This window comes from Cupriavidus basilensis (genome assembly GCF_029335485.1).
GTDB classification, from domain to species: Bacteria; Pseudomonadota; Gammaproteobacteria; order Burkholderiales; family Burkholderiaceae; genus Cupriavidus; species Cupriavidus basilensis_E.
This window is the reverse complement of record NZ_JARJLM010000094.1, coordinates 1-15598: the sequence shown is the minus strand read 5'-3', so window position 1 is coordinate 15598 and position 15598 is coordinate 1. Positions and strand designations below refer to the sequence as shown.

The following is a 15598-nucleotide window of genomic DNA, read 5'->3' as shown; positions in this document are numbered from 1 at the left end:
CGCGCCGGCACGCTTTACCTCACCTTCGATACCGGCAGCATGAGCCAGGCGGCATTCATCGCCGACACGCTGCGCCGCCACCATATCAAGGCCACCTTTTTCCTCGCCAACGAGCCGACGATCAACAAGGACAGCTCGCTCGATCCGGGCTGGGCCGCCTACTGGAAGGGCCTGGTGGCGGACGGCCACGTGTTCGGCAGCCACACCTTCGACCACGTCTACCTGCGCAGCACGCGCGATGGCAAGGTTGTCATGCGCCCGCAGTTCGGCGCGCATGCCGGGCAGGACGTGATGATGGACCAGCAGGGCTTCTGCGCCGAACTCAATCGCAGCGCACAGGCGCTGCGCGGGCTGACCGGCGCGGCCATGTCGCCGCTGTGGCGGGCTCCTGGCGGCCATACCGCGCCGCAGACGCTGCAGTGGGCCGAGCAATGCGGCTTCAAGCATGTGGGCTGGGCGCCGGCCGGTTTCCTGGGCGACGAACTGTCCTCCGAGCGCTTCCCCAACAAGGTCCTGCTGGCGCATGCGCTGCGCGACCTGCGCGATGGCGATATCACCCTGGCCCACCTGGGCATCTGGTCGCGCAAGGACGCCTGGGCGCCCGGCGTGCTCGAACCGCTGATCAGCGGACTGGAGCAGAAGGGCTTCTGCTTCGCCACGCTGCGCGAGCACCCCGCCTACCGTGACTGGCTGGGCAAGGAGGCCGCCAGCGTGGCCGGGCGCGAGCCTGGAGGGCGCTGATGTTCGATGCGCTCAATGCGTGGATAGGCCAGGTAGAGGCTGCGCTGTTCCAGGACGTCATCCTTCCCGTGGTGTACCAGCTCGGCCTCGGCGGCTATGCCGAAGACGCTTTCACCGGCACCGAATGGCTGCTGGTGGGGCTGGTGCAGATCGCGGTGATGGTGCTGATCCTCGGGCCGCTGGAAAAGCTGCGCCCCGTGGAGGCGGTGACCGACCGCGCCGCCATCCGCACCGATATTCTCTATACGCTGGTGCACCGGCTGGGCCTGTTCCGGCTCGCCATGTTCTTCCTGCTCGATCCGCTGATGGACGCACTGGAGGGGCATCTGCGCCTGCTTGGCTGGCAGCGGATCAATGTGGAGGACTGGTGGCCGGCGGTGACGTCGATCCCGCTGGTCAGCTTCCTGGTCTACCTGTTGCTGTTCGACCTGCTCGACTACTGGTATCACCGCCTCTCGCACACCTATCGCTGGTGGTGGAGCCTGCATGCGGTCCACCACAGCCAGCGCCAGATGACGCTGTGGAGCGATAACCGCAACCACCTGCTCGACGATATGCTGCGCGACGTGGTGTTCGCGGCGGCGGCGCTGGCGGTAGGTGTGGAGCCGTCCCAGTATGTGCTGCTGGTAGCCTTGTCGCAGCTCTTGCAGAGCCTGCAGCATGCCAACCTGCGCATGCACTTCGGCGCGCTGGGCGAACGGCTGCTGGTTTCGCCGCGCTTTCACCGTACCCACCACGCGGTTGGCGTCGGGCACGAGGCGATCGGCCGTCCGGGCCGCCTGGGCGGTTGCAACTATGGCGTGATTTTCCCGTGGTGGGACATGCTGTTCCGCACGGCGGTCTTCTCCGGCGCCTATTACCCCACCGGCATCCGCGACCAGATGCCGCCGCCGGCGGGCAAGGGGCGCGACTATGGCGCCGGTTTCCTGTCCCAGCAGTGGTACGGCATCAAGCGGCTGCTGCGGCTTGGCTGAAGCAGCCGCGGGCCGGCGTGGCGCGCCGGCCGCTGTCCGGCTGGCCCCGGCCCCGGGATGCCGGGGCATCGGCATCCGGCCCTTCGCCGCCCGCCGCACACGCGTCTCCCGCTATCGCGGGTGACGTGTGCTAGTCTATCTGTCCCCCGCTTTCGTGGTATCCCAATTCACTGCATGAACGATATTTTCCGCGCGTTTGGTCGTGCCCTGATCAGCCAGCTGCATCCGCGCATGCTGATGCTCACCGTCATTCCCTTCCTGCTCGCGACCGGGTTGTGGGGTGGCCTGCTGCTATGGGGATGGGAGCCCATCATGACCACCGCGCGCGGCGTGTTGGAAACCTCGGTGCTGACCAGCTGGATCTATGGCGCGCTCGACTGGTTCGGCCTGCAGTCCCTGCGCGCGGTGGTGGCGCCGCTGTTCGTCGTGGCGCTGATGATCCCGCTGGTGATCGCGTCGATGCTGGTATTTATCAGCCTGTTCTCGGTGCCGGCGGCGGTGCGCCATCTCGAGCGCAGCTACCCGGACCTGGTCAAGGCCAAGGGCGGCAACATGATCGGCAGCGTATTCCAGGCGCTGGGCAGCACCGTGGTCTTCCTGTTGCTGGCGCTGGTGACGTTGCCGCTGTGGCTGATTCCGCCGTTCTTCGCGCTGATCCCGCCTTTGCTGTGGGGCTGGCTGACCTATCGCGTGATGACCTACGATGCGCTGGCCGAGCATGCCAGCCCGGAGGAGCGCAAGACGCTGATGAAGCGCCACCGCATTCCCTTGCTGGCCATCGGCGTGGCCGTGGGCCTGCTGGGCTCCGCGCCGACCCTGGTCTGGGTATCCTCGGCGGCCTTGATTTTTCTCTTTCCCTTCGTGCTGGCCGGCACGCTCTGGCTCTACGTGCTGATCTTTATTTTCTCGGCGCTGTGGTTCGGCCATTTCTGCCTGCGCGCGCTGGAGCAGTTGCGCGCCGAACGCGCAGCGGCCGCAGCGGCGGCGGCACCGTTGGCGGACGTTATCGATCTCGCGCCGTCCGATGTGCGGCGCATTGAACAATCCTGAAGCGAGGGCATCATGGGTTTCGGCCTGATCGTCATTGGTGACGAGATTCTGTCGGGGCGGCGCGAAGACAAGCATATGCGCCGTGCCATCGAACTGTTGGCGGCGCGCGGGCTGGCGCTGGACTGGGCTGAATATGTGGGCGACGAGCGCGCACGCATTACCGCCACGCTGCGCCGTACCTTTGCCGGCGAAGATGTGGTGTTCTGCACCGGTGGCATCGGCGCAACGCCGGACGATCACACCCGGCAGTGCGCCGCCGCCGCGCTCGGCGTACCGCTGGCGCTGCACCCCGAGGCCCGCGAGCTGATCGCCCAGCGCATTGTCGAGACCGCGGCGGGCGATCCCGCCAAGGCCGACCTGGACCTGCCGGAGAACCAGCACCGCTTCAAGATGGGCGAATTCCCCGCCGGCGCGCGCATCATTCCGAACAGCTACAACCGGATCCCGGGCTTCTCGGTGGGCAACCATCATTTCATGCCGGGCTTCCCGGTGATGGCGTGGCCGATGATGGAGTGGGTGCTGGATCATTACTACCCGCACCTGTTCCATCAGGCTGTGCAGGTGGAGCGCTCCTTCCTGGTGTTCGAGGCGCCGGAGTCCACCCTGACGCCGCTGATGGAGCAGGTCGAAGCCGCGTTCGACGGTATCCGGGTGTTCAGCCTGCCGTCCGTGGGCGATGCGAAGCGCGGCGAACTCTATGCGCGCCGGCATATCGACCTGGGCGTGAAGGGGGCGGCGGAGCGTGTGGAGCCGGCCTACCTCATGCTGCGCGAGGGCGTGCGGGCGATGGGCTTCGAACTGGTGGAGGTTGCCGCCAGGCGGCCGGGAGATCCCGCCGGGGACTGAGCCGCAATGGCCGGGAAACAAGAAACGGGACAGCATGGCTGTCCCGTTTTATCTTCTGTTTGCGGCTATCTGCCGCGCAGGCGGTCCGGATCTTCAGGCGCCATGCCAGGGCAGGCCGCGTACACACCATCCTTCCACCGTCTTGCGGTGGTGGTGTTCGTCGCGGTTGCCCTCGAACCCCTCCAGCACATCCATCGCAAACTGGAAACCTGCTTCCGTGGCGACGCGTGCGGCATGCTTGGAGCGTGCCGCGCTGCGGCACAGGAACAGCACCGGCACGTCGGCGGGCACGCGGGCCTTGAGCTGGGCGACGAAGGCGGCATTCTGCGCACCGCCCGGATAGCTCATCCACTCCACATGTGCCGACTGGGCTTCCGGCAGGTCAGGTGCGCCGATCCAGTCCAGCTCGGCCTGCGTGCGGACGTCCACCATCACGGTGGTGGGATCGCTCTGCAGCAAGGCAAAGGCCTCCTGCGGGGTGAGCGCGCCGAAGTAGGGCAGTTGGTTTTGCTGCTGGCGCTGGCGCGCCGCTTGGAGGAGTTCGTCTCGGGTGGTCATCGGGGTGACAAAATCGAAGGGTGGAATGGCATATGGGAGCGCCTGCCAGGTATTCTAGCGCGGCGGACACGGTGTCCGGCGCGTTTGGGCTCCCGAGGGGCCGTATGCGCCGGCAGGCCCCGGGGGCAACACGCTCCGGTGCCGGGTTCTGCACCGCATGCAGGCGGCAGTGCGGAAAATGCACCAAAATGGTATCTGTCGGCGTATTTGCACATCGATGGTGCATTTTTTGGTGTGGGTGCACCTTTCTGGTGTTTCCTTCGTCGGCGTTGCCGACGCTGCGCGCTGCTCCTGGCGAGGGACGGGACAGGCGGTGCGCGGCGTATGCCACATGCGCCACCGGCAACGGGCCCGGAACCCCCGTACGGGGCTGCGGAGGTGCACTTTTTTCGGGAACGCAGGGCTAACAAGGGGCATCCCTTGGCACGCTTTCTGCTAACATTCCTCGTCCCTTTCGCGGCCGGTCTTTGTGCTCCCCCAACGCCTTCCTGGCGTGGCCCAGCAAAGAACGACGCAAGAATGGCTTTCTAGACTTCAGCCGAATTTCCAGGAGATAGGCATGGCCCACAGCGTTGCAGATGTGATGAAGCTGGTGAAGGAAAACGACGTCAAGTTCGTCGACTTCCGTTTCACCGATACCAAAGGCAAAGAGCAACACGTGTCGGTACCCGTGTCGCACTTCGATGAAGACAAGTTTGAAAGCGGCCACGCTTTCGATGGCTCGTCGATCGCCGGCTGGAAGGGTATCGAGGCTTCGGACATGCTGCTGATGCCGGACCCGAATACCGCCAACGTCGATCCGTTCTATGAAGAACCGACGCTGATTCTGACCTGCGACGTGGTCGAGCCGTCCGACGGCAAGGGCTACGACCGCGACCCGCGTTCCATCGCCAAGCGCGCCGAGGCTTACCTGAAGAGCACCGGCCTGGGCGATACCGCCTTCTTCGGTCCGGAACCCGAATTCTTCATCTTCGACGGCGTGACCTGGAATGTGGACATGCAGGGTTGCTCGGTGAAGATCGAGTCGGAAGAAGCCCCCTGGTCGTCGGCCAAGGAATTCGAGCACGGCAACAGCGGCCACCGCCCGGGCAAGAAGGGCGGCTACTTCCCGGTTGCCCCGATCGACACCTTCCAGGACATCCGTTCGGAAATGTGCCTGATCCTGGAATCGCTGGGCATCCCCGTGGAAGTCCACCACCACGAAGTGGCTGGCCAGGGCCAGAACGAAATCGGCACCAAGTTCAGCACGCTGGTGCAGCGCGCCGACTGGACCCAGCTGCAGAAGTACGTGATCCAGAACGTCGCCCACACCTACGGCAAGACCGCCACCTTCATGCCGAAGCCGGTGGTTGGCGACAACGGCTCGGGCATGCACGTGCACCAGTCCGTATGGAAGGACGGCCAGAACCTGTTCGCGGGCAACGGCTATGCCGGCCTGTCGGAATTCGCGCTGTACTACATCGGCGGCATCATCAAGCACGCTCGCGCGCTGAATGCCCTGACCAACCCGGGCACGAACTCGTACAAGCGTCTGGTGCCGGGCTTCGAGGCACCGGTCAAGCTGGCGTACTCGGCACGCAACCGTTCGGCTTCGATCCGTATTCCGTACGTTGCCAACCCCAAGGGCCGTCGCATCGAGACCCGTTTCCCGGACCCGCTGATGAACCCGTACCTGGGCTTCTCGGCACTGCTGATGGCCGGCCTGGACGGCGTGCAGAACAAGATCCACCCGGGCGAGGCTGCCGACAAGAACCTGTACGACCTGCCGCCGGAAGAGGATGCAAAGATCCCGACCGTCTGCTCCAGCCTGGACCAGGCCCTGGAATACCTCGACAACGACCGCGAGTTCCTGACGCGCGGCGGCGTCTTCTCCAACTCCATGATCGATGCCTACATCGAACTGAAGATGGAAGAAGTCACCCGCTTCCGCATGACGACTCACCCGATCGAGTTCGATATGTACTACTCGCTGTAAGGCGAGGCGTTGCCAGGTTGTGACCGGGCAACAGTAGCACCAGGAAGGGGCGGCTTCGGCTGTCCCTTTTTGTTTGGTTCGCTGGTTTGATCGCTAGAATGGGGCTCCTTTCCCAACACCCCCCCGCTGATGTCAATGGATGCGCTCGAATTCCCGCTCTCCCCGCTCCGCCCGATGCACCGGTTCGGTGCCCGCATGCACGGATCGGCAGCTGCCTGCGCCATGCTGGCGCTTGCACTGCTGTGCTGGAGCCGCCCGGCTCCGGCGCAGTCGGATATCTACGTTTGCGCCGGCCCCAACGGGGTGCCGGAATACCGCAACGGCAACGGGGGCAAGGGCTGCAAACGGCTGAACCTGCCCGAGGTGACCACCGTGCCGGGCGGGCGCATCAATTCGCCGCCGGCGGGCAAGGGCACTGCGCCTGGCGCCGCGCCCGCGGCGTTCCCGCGCGTGGACAGCGCAACCCAGAAGAGCCGCGATGGCGAGCGCCGCGCCGTGCTGGAGCAGGAACTGCAGAGCGAGGAAGCCAAGCTGGCCGCGCTGCGCGCCGAGTACAACAACGGCCAGCCCGAGCGCCAGGGCAATGAGCGCAACTACCAGAAGTATCTCGACCGTACCGCCACGCTGCGCGACGACATTACGCGCGGCGAGGCCAACGCCGCCTCGTTGCGGCGAGAACTCTCCAACCTGAAGGACTAGTACTATGCGTCGCCTGATTCGCAGCGTCTCGCGCAAGGTAGCTTCGGCCGGGGCCGGCGCCCCGCCCGAGGGTGGGGCTGCAGTGCTGCCGTTGGGCGATGTGGCCTACCACCATGGGCTGGACGTGGTGGCCAACCCGGTTTTGCTGGTGCGCCAGCCTGGCCTGCGCATCGTCTACGCCAATCCCGCCGCGGAAGCGAGTTTCGCGGTGTCGCGCAAGGCCATGGTGGAGTTGTCGCTAGCCGACCTGTTCGGCGCTTCGGAAGAACTGGCCAGCATGATCGACACGGTGATCTCGCGGCAGTTCGACGCCCGCCGGCAGGATGTGGTGCTGCACCCGCCCCTGCAGGAGCCGATGCATGCGCACGTGGTGATTGGCGTGCTGGACGCCAATTCCGACACCGTGGTGGTGGAGGTGCTGCCCAACGAGCAGAAGGTGCGCAGCGAACGCGAGGAGCGCATCCTCGACCTGACCTCCGCCAACAAGGAACTGATCCGCAATCTCGCCCACGAGATCAAGAATCCACTGGGCGGCATCCGCGGCGCGGCGCAGCTTCTCGAGTTCGAGCTGCCTGAGCGTTCGCTGCGGGAGTACACCCAGGTCATCATCAAGGAGTCGGACCGCCTGCAGACGCTGGTGGACCGCCTGCTGGAGCCGCACCGCCATCCGCATATCGTGTCGGAGCTCAATATCCACGAAGTGCTGGAGCGCGTGCGCTCGGTGGTGCTGGCTGAATTCCCCTCCGGGCTGGACATCGTGCGCGACTACGATGCGAGCCTGCCCGACCTGCGCGGCGACATGGAGCAGTTGATCCAGGCCGTGCTGAACATCGTCCATAACGCGGCACATGCATTGTCCGAGCGTATCGCGCGTGGCGATGCGCAGATCGTCCTGCGTACCCGGGTGGCCCGCCAGGTAACAATTGCCAAGCGTTTGTTCAAGCTGGCATTGGACTTGCATGTCATCGATAACGGTCCGGGCATCCCCGAGGATATTCGCGAACGCATCTTCTACCCGCTGGTGTCGGGCAGGGATGGCGGCAGCGGCCTCGGTCTCACACTCGCTCAAACCTTCGTGCAGCAGCACGAGGGCTTGATCGAATGCGAGAGCCGGCCTGGCTGTACCGACTTCCGTATCCTGCTGCCCCTGCATTGATCGCACCGGCGCCAGCAATTGGAACTGCCCCATTGATTGCTGCCGTCCGGCTCGCCAGCGGTGCGCAAGCAGGTTCACGGAAGACCAAATGACACCGAGCAGACAAGCGACGCACATGAAGCCGATCTGGATAGTCGACGACGATCAATCAATCCGCTGGGTCCTGGAAAAGGCCCTCGCCCGTGAAAGCCTGCTTTCGCGCAGCTTCACCAATGTGCGCGACGTACTGGCCGCGCTGGAAGACGACGAGCCGCAGGTCCTGATCTCGGACATCCGCATGCCGGGAGGCTCGGGGCTGGACCTGCTGCAGGCGCTCAAGGCGCGCCATCCGGGGCTGCCCGTCATCGTGATGACGGCCTACTCCGATCTCGATAGCGCAGTAGCGGCTTTCCAGGGCGGGGCCTTCGAGTATCTCGCCAAGCCCTTCGATGTCGACAAGGCGGTCGAGCTGATCCGCCGCGCGCTGCAGGAAAGCCTGCGCGAGGAGGAACTGGAAGACCGTCTGGTCGATGCCCCCGAGATACTGGGCCAGGCGCCGGCCATGCAGGACGTGTTCCGCGCCATCGGACGTCTCTCGCAGTCGAACGTGACGGTGCTGATCACCGGCGAGTCCGGCACCGGCAAGGAACTGGTGGCGCAGGCCCTGCACAAGCACAGCCCGCGCGCCAACGGTCCCTTTATCGCGCTCAATACCGCGGCCATCCCGAAGGACCTGCTCGAATCCGAACTGTTCGGCCATGAGCGCGGCGCCTTTACCGGCGCGCAGACCATGCGCCGCGGCCGCTTCGAGCAGGCCGAGGGCGGCACGCTGTTCCTGGACGAAATCGGCGATATGCCGTTCGACCTGCAGACGCGCCTGCTGCGCGTGCTGTCCGACGGCAACTTCTATCGCGTAGGTGGCCACAATCCGCTGCGCGCCAACGTGCGCGTGATCGCCGCGACTCACCAGAACCTGGAGACGCGTGTCAAGGAAGGGCTGTTCCGCGAGGACTTGTTCCACCGCCTCAACGTGATCCGCCTGCGCCTGCCGCCGCTGCGCGAGCGGCCGGAGGACATCACGCTGCTGGCCCGCCATTTCCTGCAGAAGAGCGCCAAGGAACTGGGCGTGGAGCCCAAGCGCATGTCGGACGAGGCGCTGGCCTATGTCAGCACGCTGCCGTTCCCCGGCAACGTTCGCCAGCTTGAGAACCTCTGCAATTGGCTGACCGTGATGGCGCCTGCCCAGACCATCGAGGTCAAGGACATGCCGCGCGAGATGATCGGGACCGGGGCTGCGCAGGGCGGGCTCGGCGGCGCGGCGCGCCTGCCGGAGCCGCGTGGCGAGGGCCGGGCGGAGAGCGCCGATGGCCTTGAGGCCGTCGATTACGGCGCCGCACCGACCATTGTGAACGGCGAGACCGATGCCGCGCTGGCCTATGCCAGCCGGCCGCACGTGGCCAGTGCCCTTGCCGGCTGGGAGAGCCTGCTGGCAGGCGAGGCTCGCGCCATGCTGGAATCGGGCCAGCCGGAGGTGATGGATGCGCTTACCCGCCGCTTCGAGAAGGCGGTGCTGGAGGCGGCCCTGGGGGTGACCCGCGGGCGCCGCGTGGAAGCCGCCACGCGCCTCGGTATCGGGCGCAACACCATCACGCGCAAGCTGCAGGAACTGGGCTTCGACTGAGGTAATGCCAGCGACGGAAGTCGTGGCGATTGCTGCAATGCAAAACAAAACGGCCGGGATCAGATCCGGCCGTTTTGCTTTTTGTTTCTTGCTTTCCGCGTTGGGCTTTTGTTTTGTCGTGCTTGCGGATTTCGCCGCATGTCCTGTGTCTTCGATTCATGTGGCGTTTTGTATTGTTTGGTAATGTATTGCGGCCCTAATCACGTACCGCCAGCAATAATGCCGCCATTTCCGCGAACCCTTCGCCGCAAGCGGCTTCGGTGATATAGGCCGGCCGGGCCGGTAGTTGCGGCAGGATATCGCGAATATTCGCCACCCCGACCGACAGCGGAAAATGGGCGAACATGCTCGCGTCGTTGGCCGAGTCGCCGATAAACAGCCACTCGTCGCGGCCGGCGTCGAGGTCGGCGCCCAGCAGTTCCGCAACGCACAAACGGCTCATGCTGAGCTTGTCGTGCTGGCCGAACCAGCCGTTCACATGGATGGAACTGACCGTGGCTGTCATGCCGGCCTCCCGCATCAGGCTCGCGATGCGTTCGACCGCCTCGGCGGGCAGCGGTGCCACGTCCTCGGCATGGTCGATGGCAAGGTCGGCGGCATGCCAGGCCTGGTCCGATGCCAGTGCGCAGCCGGGCACCTGCCGCACGATGCGCTCGCCCAGCGCCCTGATGCGTGCCAGGTTGCCGGCACGGGTAATGGCATCGTCCAGGTAGCGGGTAAGCAGCTTGCCGGCGCGCAGATGGGAGTAAAACGCGCCGTTTTCACCAATGATGGCGTCCACCGGCCAAAGCCGGGTCAGGATCTCGGCCCAGGCGATGCAGCGGCCGGTGACCGGGATCACGTGAAGGCCGGCGGCCTTGAGCCGGTCCAGTGCCAGATAGGTGGACGCCGGCAGCCTGCCGTCGGTGGTAATGGTGCCGTCGATGTCGGTCAGTACGCCGCGTACGCGGCGCAGCGCCGCGGCGGGGAGGGTCTGGATGGCTTGCATGGCGCAAGATTCTACCCTGTCAAGCTGACGATAAAACGTTGTCATATTATTGTGATTTAGTGGAATTGCCCGGTTTTCCTATCCAACAAGGCGCGGTAACATCCGGCTGTCACAAAAACTGCATACAGTCGGGCGATTTTTGTCCCATGTCGCGATATAAACAGGAGAGTTTCCCATGACCGTCAAACGTACCGCGTTGACCCTGGCCGCCTTCGCCATGCTGGCCGGCGCAGGATCGGCCAATGCCGCCGTCGAGATCCAGTGGTGGCATTCGATGGAAGGTGCGCTCAACGACAAGGTGAACGCGATCGCCACGCAGTTCAATGCCAGCCAGTCCGACTACAAGATCGTGCCGATCTACAAAGGCCAGTATGACGAGTCGCTGGCAGCCGGCATTGCGGCCTACCGTTCGGGCAATGCTCCGGCGATCCTGCAGGTGTTCGAGGTGGGCACGGCGACCATGATGAGCGCCAAGGGCGCCATCAAGCCGGTGGCGGCGGTCATGAAGGACGCCGGCGAGAAGTTCGACGCCAAGATGTACATTCCGGCGGTGGCTGGCTACTACACCTCGAACAAGGGCGAGATGCTGTCGTTCCCGTTCAATAGTTCGACCACGGTGATGTACTACAACAAGGATGCCTTCAAGAAGGCCGGGCTGGATCCGAACAAGCCGCCCGTGACCTGGCAGGAAGTGGCGACCGACTCCGCCAAGCTCAAGGCTGCCGGCGTCTCCTGCGGCTACACCACCGACTGGCAGTCGTGGGTGCAACTGGAAAGCTTCTCGGCCTGGCACAACGTCCTGTTCGCCACCGAGAACAATGGCTTCGGCGGCACCGGCGCGCGCCTGGTGTTCAATTCGCCGCTGCACGTCAAGCATATCGCCAACCTGCTCGACATGCAGCAGAAGGGCTATTTCGTCTACGGCGGCCGCAAGGACGAGCCGAAGGCCAAGTTCATCGCAGGCCAGTGCGCGATGCTGACCGGGTCCTCGGCGGCGCTGGCCAATATCCGCAAGAACGCCAAGTTCGATTTCACCGTGGCGCAGCTGCCCTATGAGCAGGGCGTGCCGGGTGCACCGCAGAACACGATCATCGGCGGCGCGTCGCTGTGGGTGATGGGCGGCAAGAAGGCCGAGGAGTACAAGGGCGTAGCCAAGTTCTTCACCTACTTGTCGCGCCCCGAGGTGCAGGCCGACTGGCACCAGTCGACCGGCTACCTGCCTGTGACGATGGCGGCCTACGAGCTGACCAAGAAATCGGGCTTCTATGACAAGAACCCCGGTGCCGACGTCGCGGTCAAGCAGATGATCGTCAAGACCACCGACAAGTCGCGCGGCATCCGCCTGGGCAACTTCCCGCAGATCCGTACCGTGATCGACGAGGAGCTCGAAGCGGTGTGGACCGGCAAGAAGCAACCCAAGGAGGCACTCGATTCGGCGGTGGCGCGCGGCAATGAGCTGCTCGAGCGCTTCCAGAAGACGGTCCGCGAGTAAGCGCCCGGCGTTGTGAGCGTGCAGAAGGCGGAGGCTTTGCCTCCGTCTTTGGTTTGAGCGGCCCGCAAGGGCCGCGCTGTTCCCGATAGATGACGCCCCGCTGCTGGCGGTGGTCTGGATGCGTGATGGAAAAACGGGTCGTATTCCAATCTTCATGGTTGCCCTATCTGCTGGTGTTGCCGCAGATGGCGGTAACGCTGATCTTCTTTTTCTGGCCGGCCGGGCAGGCGCTGTACCAGTCCGTGCTGAGGCAGGATGCCTTCGGCATCGACCTGCAGTTCGTCGGCCTGGAAAACTTCAGGGATCTGTTCAACGATGCGCAGTACCTGAACTCGTTTCGCGTGACGGCGGTGTTCGCCGTCGGCGTGACGCTGGTCGGGCTCTCGATCTCGCTGCTGCTGGCCTATTTCGCCGATCGCGTGGTGCGCGGCGCCAGCGGCTACAAGCTGCTGCTGATCTGGCCGTACGCCGTGGCGCCCGCGGTGGCGGGCGTGCTGTGGATGTTCATGTTCAACCCCACGCTGGGCGTGGTGTCCTATGCGCTGCATGCGTTCGGCGTGGACTGGAATTTCCTGCTCAATAGCAACCAGGCCATGCTGCTGGTGGTGCTGATTGCCGCGTGGAAGCAGATCAGCTACAACTTCCTGTTCTTTCTGGCTGGCCTGCAGAGCATCCCGAAATCGCTGATCGAGGCTGCCGCCATCGACGGCGCCGGGCCATGGCGGCGCTTCTGGTCGATCATCTTCCCGCTGCTGTCGCCGACCACCTTCTTCCTGATGGTGATCAATGTGGTGTACGCCTTCTTCGATACCTTCGCCATTATCGACGCGGTGACCCACGGCGGCCCGGTCAACGCCACCAATACGCTGGTCTACAAGGTCTACCAGGATGGCTTCCGCGGGCTGGATATCGGCGGGTCGGCAGCGCAGTCGGTTGTGCTGATGGGGATCGTGATCGTTCTCACGGTGGTGCAGTTCCGCTACGTGGAACGCAAGGTGCAGTACTGAGGATTGGCAAAATGGTAGAACGACGACCCTTTCTTGATTTTCTCTCGCACCTGATGCTGGTGCTGGGCGTGCTGGTGGTGGCTTTCCCCGTCTACGTCACCTTCGTGGCCTCGACGCTGACCGCCGACGAGGTGCTGCAGGCGCCGATGACGCTGCTGCCGGGCAGCCATTTCCTGGAAAACTATCGCACCGTGCTGGTGGCCGGGGTGGGCAATGCCGCCTCGCCGGTCTCCACCATGATGGTCAACAGCCTGATCATGGCGCTCGGCATCGCGGTGGGCAAGATCACGATCTCGATCATCTCGGCCTTCGCGGTGGTGTACTTCAAGTTTCCGCTGCGCAAGACCTTCTTCTGGATGATCTTCGTCACGCTGATGCTGCCGGTGGAAGTGCGGATCCTGCCGACCTACAAGGTGGTGTCGGATCTTGGCATGCTGGATAGCTACTTCGGCCTGACCATCCCGATCATCGCCTCGGCCACCGCGACCTTCCTGTTCCGCCAGTTCTTCCTGACCATCCCGGACGAACTGGCCGAGGCCGCGCGCATCGATGGCGCCGGGCCGCTGCGCTTCTTCAAGGACGTGGTGCTGCCGCTGTCCAAGACCAGCATCGCGGCGCTCTTCGTGATCCAGTTCATCTATGGCTGGAACCAATACCTGTGGCCGCTCCTGATCACCACGCAGAAATCGATGACGCCGGTGGTGGTGGGCGTGACCCAGATGATCTCCCGCTCCGGGGACGCAGCGACCGACTGGAACCTGGTGATGGCCACCGTGATGCTGGCCATGGTGCCGCCCGCCATCGTGGTGCTGCTGATGCAGAAGTGGTTCGTCAAGGGCCTGGTCGAAACCGAAAAATAAGCGGGTGGGGCGGAGCGCGATGACGCGTTTCGCCACGCTTGCCCAGCGAGAAAGAATAGCAATGGCAAAACTGTCGCTTCGCAACGTACAGAAAACCTACGCCGGCAACGTGAAGGTCGTGCACGGCATCGATATGGAAATCAACGATGGCGAATTCATCGTCATCGTCGGCCCGTCGGGCTGCGGCAAGTCCACGCTGCTGCGCATGGTGGCCGGGCTGGAGGCCATCAGCGGCGGCGAGGTGCATATTGGCGACAAGATCGTCAACAACCTCGAGCCCGCCGAGCGGGACATCGCCATGGTGTTCCAGAACTACGCGCTCTATCCGCATATGAGCGTGTACGACAATATGGCCTACGGGCTGAAGATCCGCGGCATGGCCAAGGCCGAGATCGAGCAGCGCGTCAAGCATGCCGCGGGCATTCTCGAGCTGGCGCCGCTGCTGGAGCGCAAGCCGCGCGCGCTGTCCGGCGGCCAGCGCCAGCGCGTGGCCATGGGCCGCGCCATCGTGCGTGAGCCTGCCGTGTTCCTGTTCGACGAACCGCTGTCCAACCTGGACGCCAAGCTGCGCGTGCAGATGCGCCTGGAGCTGAAGGAGCTGCATCGCCGCCTGCGCACCACCAGCATGTACGTGACGCACGACCAGGTCGAGGCCATGACGCTGGCCGACCGCATGATGGTGCTCAATGGCGGCCGCGTGGAGCAGATCGGCACGCCGCTGGAAGTCTATGCGCGTCCCGCCAGCACCTTCGTGGCCGGCTTCATCGGCTCGCCGCCGATGAATCTCGTTCCGGTTGCGCGTACCAATGGCGGCCAGGGCGGAGCCCAGATGCGGGTCGAGTCGAAGGAGGGCGCGCAGGCGCAGCCGGCGGCCACGCTCGGCCACCTGCCGATGGGCCTGCACTTGCCCGAGCGCGCGTTGCTCGGCCTGCGTCCCGAGCATATCGAGCCGTGCGCGGCGCACGAAGCCATCGCCGAGATCGACGTGCGGCTGGTCGAGGCGCTCGGCGCGGACTCCTTCGCCTACGGCGCGCTGGGCGGCCAGCCGGTCGTGGTGCGGCTGGACAGCAATATGCAGGTGCGCGGCGGCGACCGGCTGCCGATCACCGCATCGGCCGAGCACCTGCATTTCTTCGATACCGATTCCGGCAAACGCATCGAGGCTTGATATGACCCAAGCGGCTTTCGCTCCCTGGCCGGCGGCCTGGCCCTATCCGCGCCATATCGCGCATCGCGGCGCCGGCAAGCTGGCGCCGGAGAACACGCTGGCGGCATTCCGCCACGGTGCCTCATTCGGCTATCGCATGTTCGAGTTCGACGTGAAGCTGTCGGGCGACGGGCGGGCGATGCTGCTGCACGACGCCACGCTGGACCGTACCACCGACGGCCATGGCCGCGCCGACGCGCTGACCCTGGGCGAAATCGCCATGCTGGATGCCGGCAGCTGGCATAGCCCTGCCTATGCCGGGGAGCCGGTTCCCACGCTGGCGTCGATTGCCCGCTATACGCGCGCCAACGGGTTCATGGTCAATATCGAGATCAAGGCCGTGCCCGGCGCGGAATGGCGCACCGGCGCGGCGGTAGCCGTCGAT

General features: G+C 64.8%; 15 protein-coding genes. 13 read left to right on the top strand and 2 right to left on the bottom strand.

The window, feature by feature from the left end; translation table 11 throughout:
• The 4 genes from P3W85_RS05595 to P3W85_RS05580 all read left to right on the top strand — a co-directional run.
• On the top strand, positions 1-741 hold a 741-nt coding region (locus tag P3W85_RS05595), incomplete at its 5' end, for a polysaccharide deacetylase family protein (RefSeq protein ID WP_276264037.1).
• A complete protein-coding gene (locus tag P3W85_RS05590) occupies positions 741-1715 on the top strand; it encodes a sterol desaturase family protein (RefSeq protein WP_276264036.1) in 975 nt (324 codons plus the stop codon). The genes P3W85_RS05595 and P3W85_RS05590, both read left to right, overlap by 1 nt.
• 174 nt (positions 1716-1889) lie before the next feature.
• On the top strand, positions 1890-2765 hold the full coding sequence (locus tag P3W85_RS05585) for an EI24 domain-containing protein (protein ID WP_276264035.1): 876 nt from the start codon (positions 1890-1892) through the stop codon (positions 2763-2765).
• Positions 2766-2777: 12 nt separating this feature from the next.
• Positions 2778-3611: a competence/damage-inducible protein A gene (locus P3W85_RS05580; RefSeq protein WP_017228200.1), complete on the top strand. Its 834-nt coding sequence runs from the start codon at positions 2778-2780 to the stop codon at positions 3609-3611.
• A 93-nt stretch (positions 3612-3704) separates the two neighbouring features.
• Here the strand turns inward: P3W85_RS05580 and P3W85_RS05575 are convergent, their stop codons facing one another.
• Complete coding sequence (locus P3W85_RS05575) at positions 3705-4169, bottom strand: rhodanese-like domain-containing protein (protein WP_276264034.1); 465 nt, start codon at positions 4167-4169, stop codon at positions 3705-3707.
• 559 nt (positions 4170-4728) lie between these two features.
• Here P3W85_RS05575 and P3W85_RS05570 point away from each other — a divergent pair.
• From P3W85_RS05570 to ntrC, 4 genes are all read left to right on the top strand, one after another.
• Positions 4729-6144, top strand: a complete 1416-nt coding sequence (locus P3W85_RS05570) for a 3-hydroxylaminophenol mutase (RefSeq protein WP_017228202.1) — start codon at positions 4729-4731, stop codon at positions 6142-6144.
• Between the two features lie 174 nt (positions 6145-6318).
• Positions 6319-6843: a DUF4124 domain-containing protein gene (locus P3W85_RS05565; protein WP_430869499.1), complete on the top strand. Its 525-nt coding sequence runs from the start codon at positions 6319-6321 to the stop codon at positions 6841-6843.
• A 4-nt stretch (positions 6844-6847) separates the two neighbouring features.
• Complete coding sequence (gene glnL / locus P3W85_RS05560) at positions 6848-7999, top strand: nitrogen regulation protein NR(II) (RefSeq protein WP_276264033.1); 1152 nt, start codon at positions 6848-6850, stop codon at positions 7997-7999.
• A gap of 115 nt (positions 8000-8114) precedes the next feature.
• Positions 8115-9659 (top strand): nitrogen regulation protein NR(I), encoded by a 1545-nt coding sequence (gene ntrC, locus P3W85_RS05555; RefSeq protein WP_276264032.1) that lies wholly within the window; start codon positions 8115-8117, stop codon positions 9657-9659.
• Between the two features lie 196 nt (positions 9660-9855).
• Here ntrC and P3W85_RS05550 read toward each other — a convergent pair whose 3' ends face one another.
• Positions 9856-10647, bottom strand: coding sequence for an HAD-IIB family hydrolase (locus P3W85_RS05550; RefSeq protein WP_276264031.1), 792 nt, complete (start codon positions 10645-10647; stop codon positions 9856-9858).
• 175 nt (positions 10648-10822) lie between these two features.
• Here P3W85_RS05550 and ugpB point away from each other — a divergent pair, with 175 nt between their 5' ends.
• The 5 genes from ugpB to P3W85_RS05525 form a co-directional block, all read left to right on the top strand.
• Positions 10823-12139, top strand: coding sequence for a sn-glycerol-3-phosphate ABC transporter substrate-binding protein UgpB (gene ugpB, locus P3W85_RS05545; RefSeq protein WP_017228206.1), 1317 nt, complete (start codon positions 10823-10825; stop codon positions 12137-12139).
• Between the two features lie 125 nt (positions 12140-12264).
• Positions 12265-13146 (top strand): sn-glycerol-3-phosphate ABC transporter permease UgpA, encoded by an 882-nt coding sequence (ugpA, locus tag P3W85_RS05540; RefSeq protein ID WP_035813429.1) that lies wholly within the window; start codon positions 12265-12267, stop codon positions 13144-13146.
• 11 nt (positions 13147-13157) lie between these two features.
• Positions 13158-14006 (top strand): sn-glycerol-3-phosphate ABC transporter permease UgpE, encoded by an 849-nt coding sequence (gene ugpE, locus P3W85_RS05535; protein ID WP_035813431.1) that lies wholly within the window; start codon positions 13158-13160, stop codon positions 14004-14006.
• Positions 14007-14067: 61 nt separating this feature from the next.
• A complete protein-coding gene (locus P3W85_RS05530) occupies positions 14068-15174 on the top strand; it encodes a sn-glycerol-3-phosphate import ATP-binding protein UgpC (RefSeq protein ID WP_276264030.1) in 1107 nt (368 codons plus the stop codon).
• Position 15175: 1 nt separating this feature from the next.
• Positions 15176-15598 (top strand): glycerophosphodiester phosphodiesterase family protein (locus tag P3W85_RS05525; RefSeq protein ID WP_276264029.1); only part of this gene is annotated, 423 nt, incomplete at its 3' end.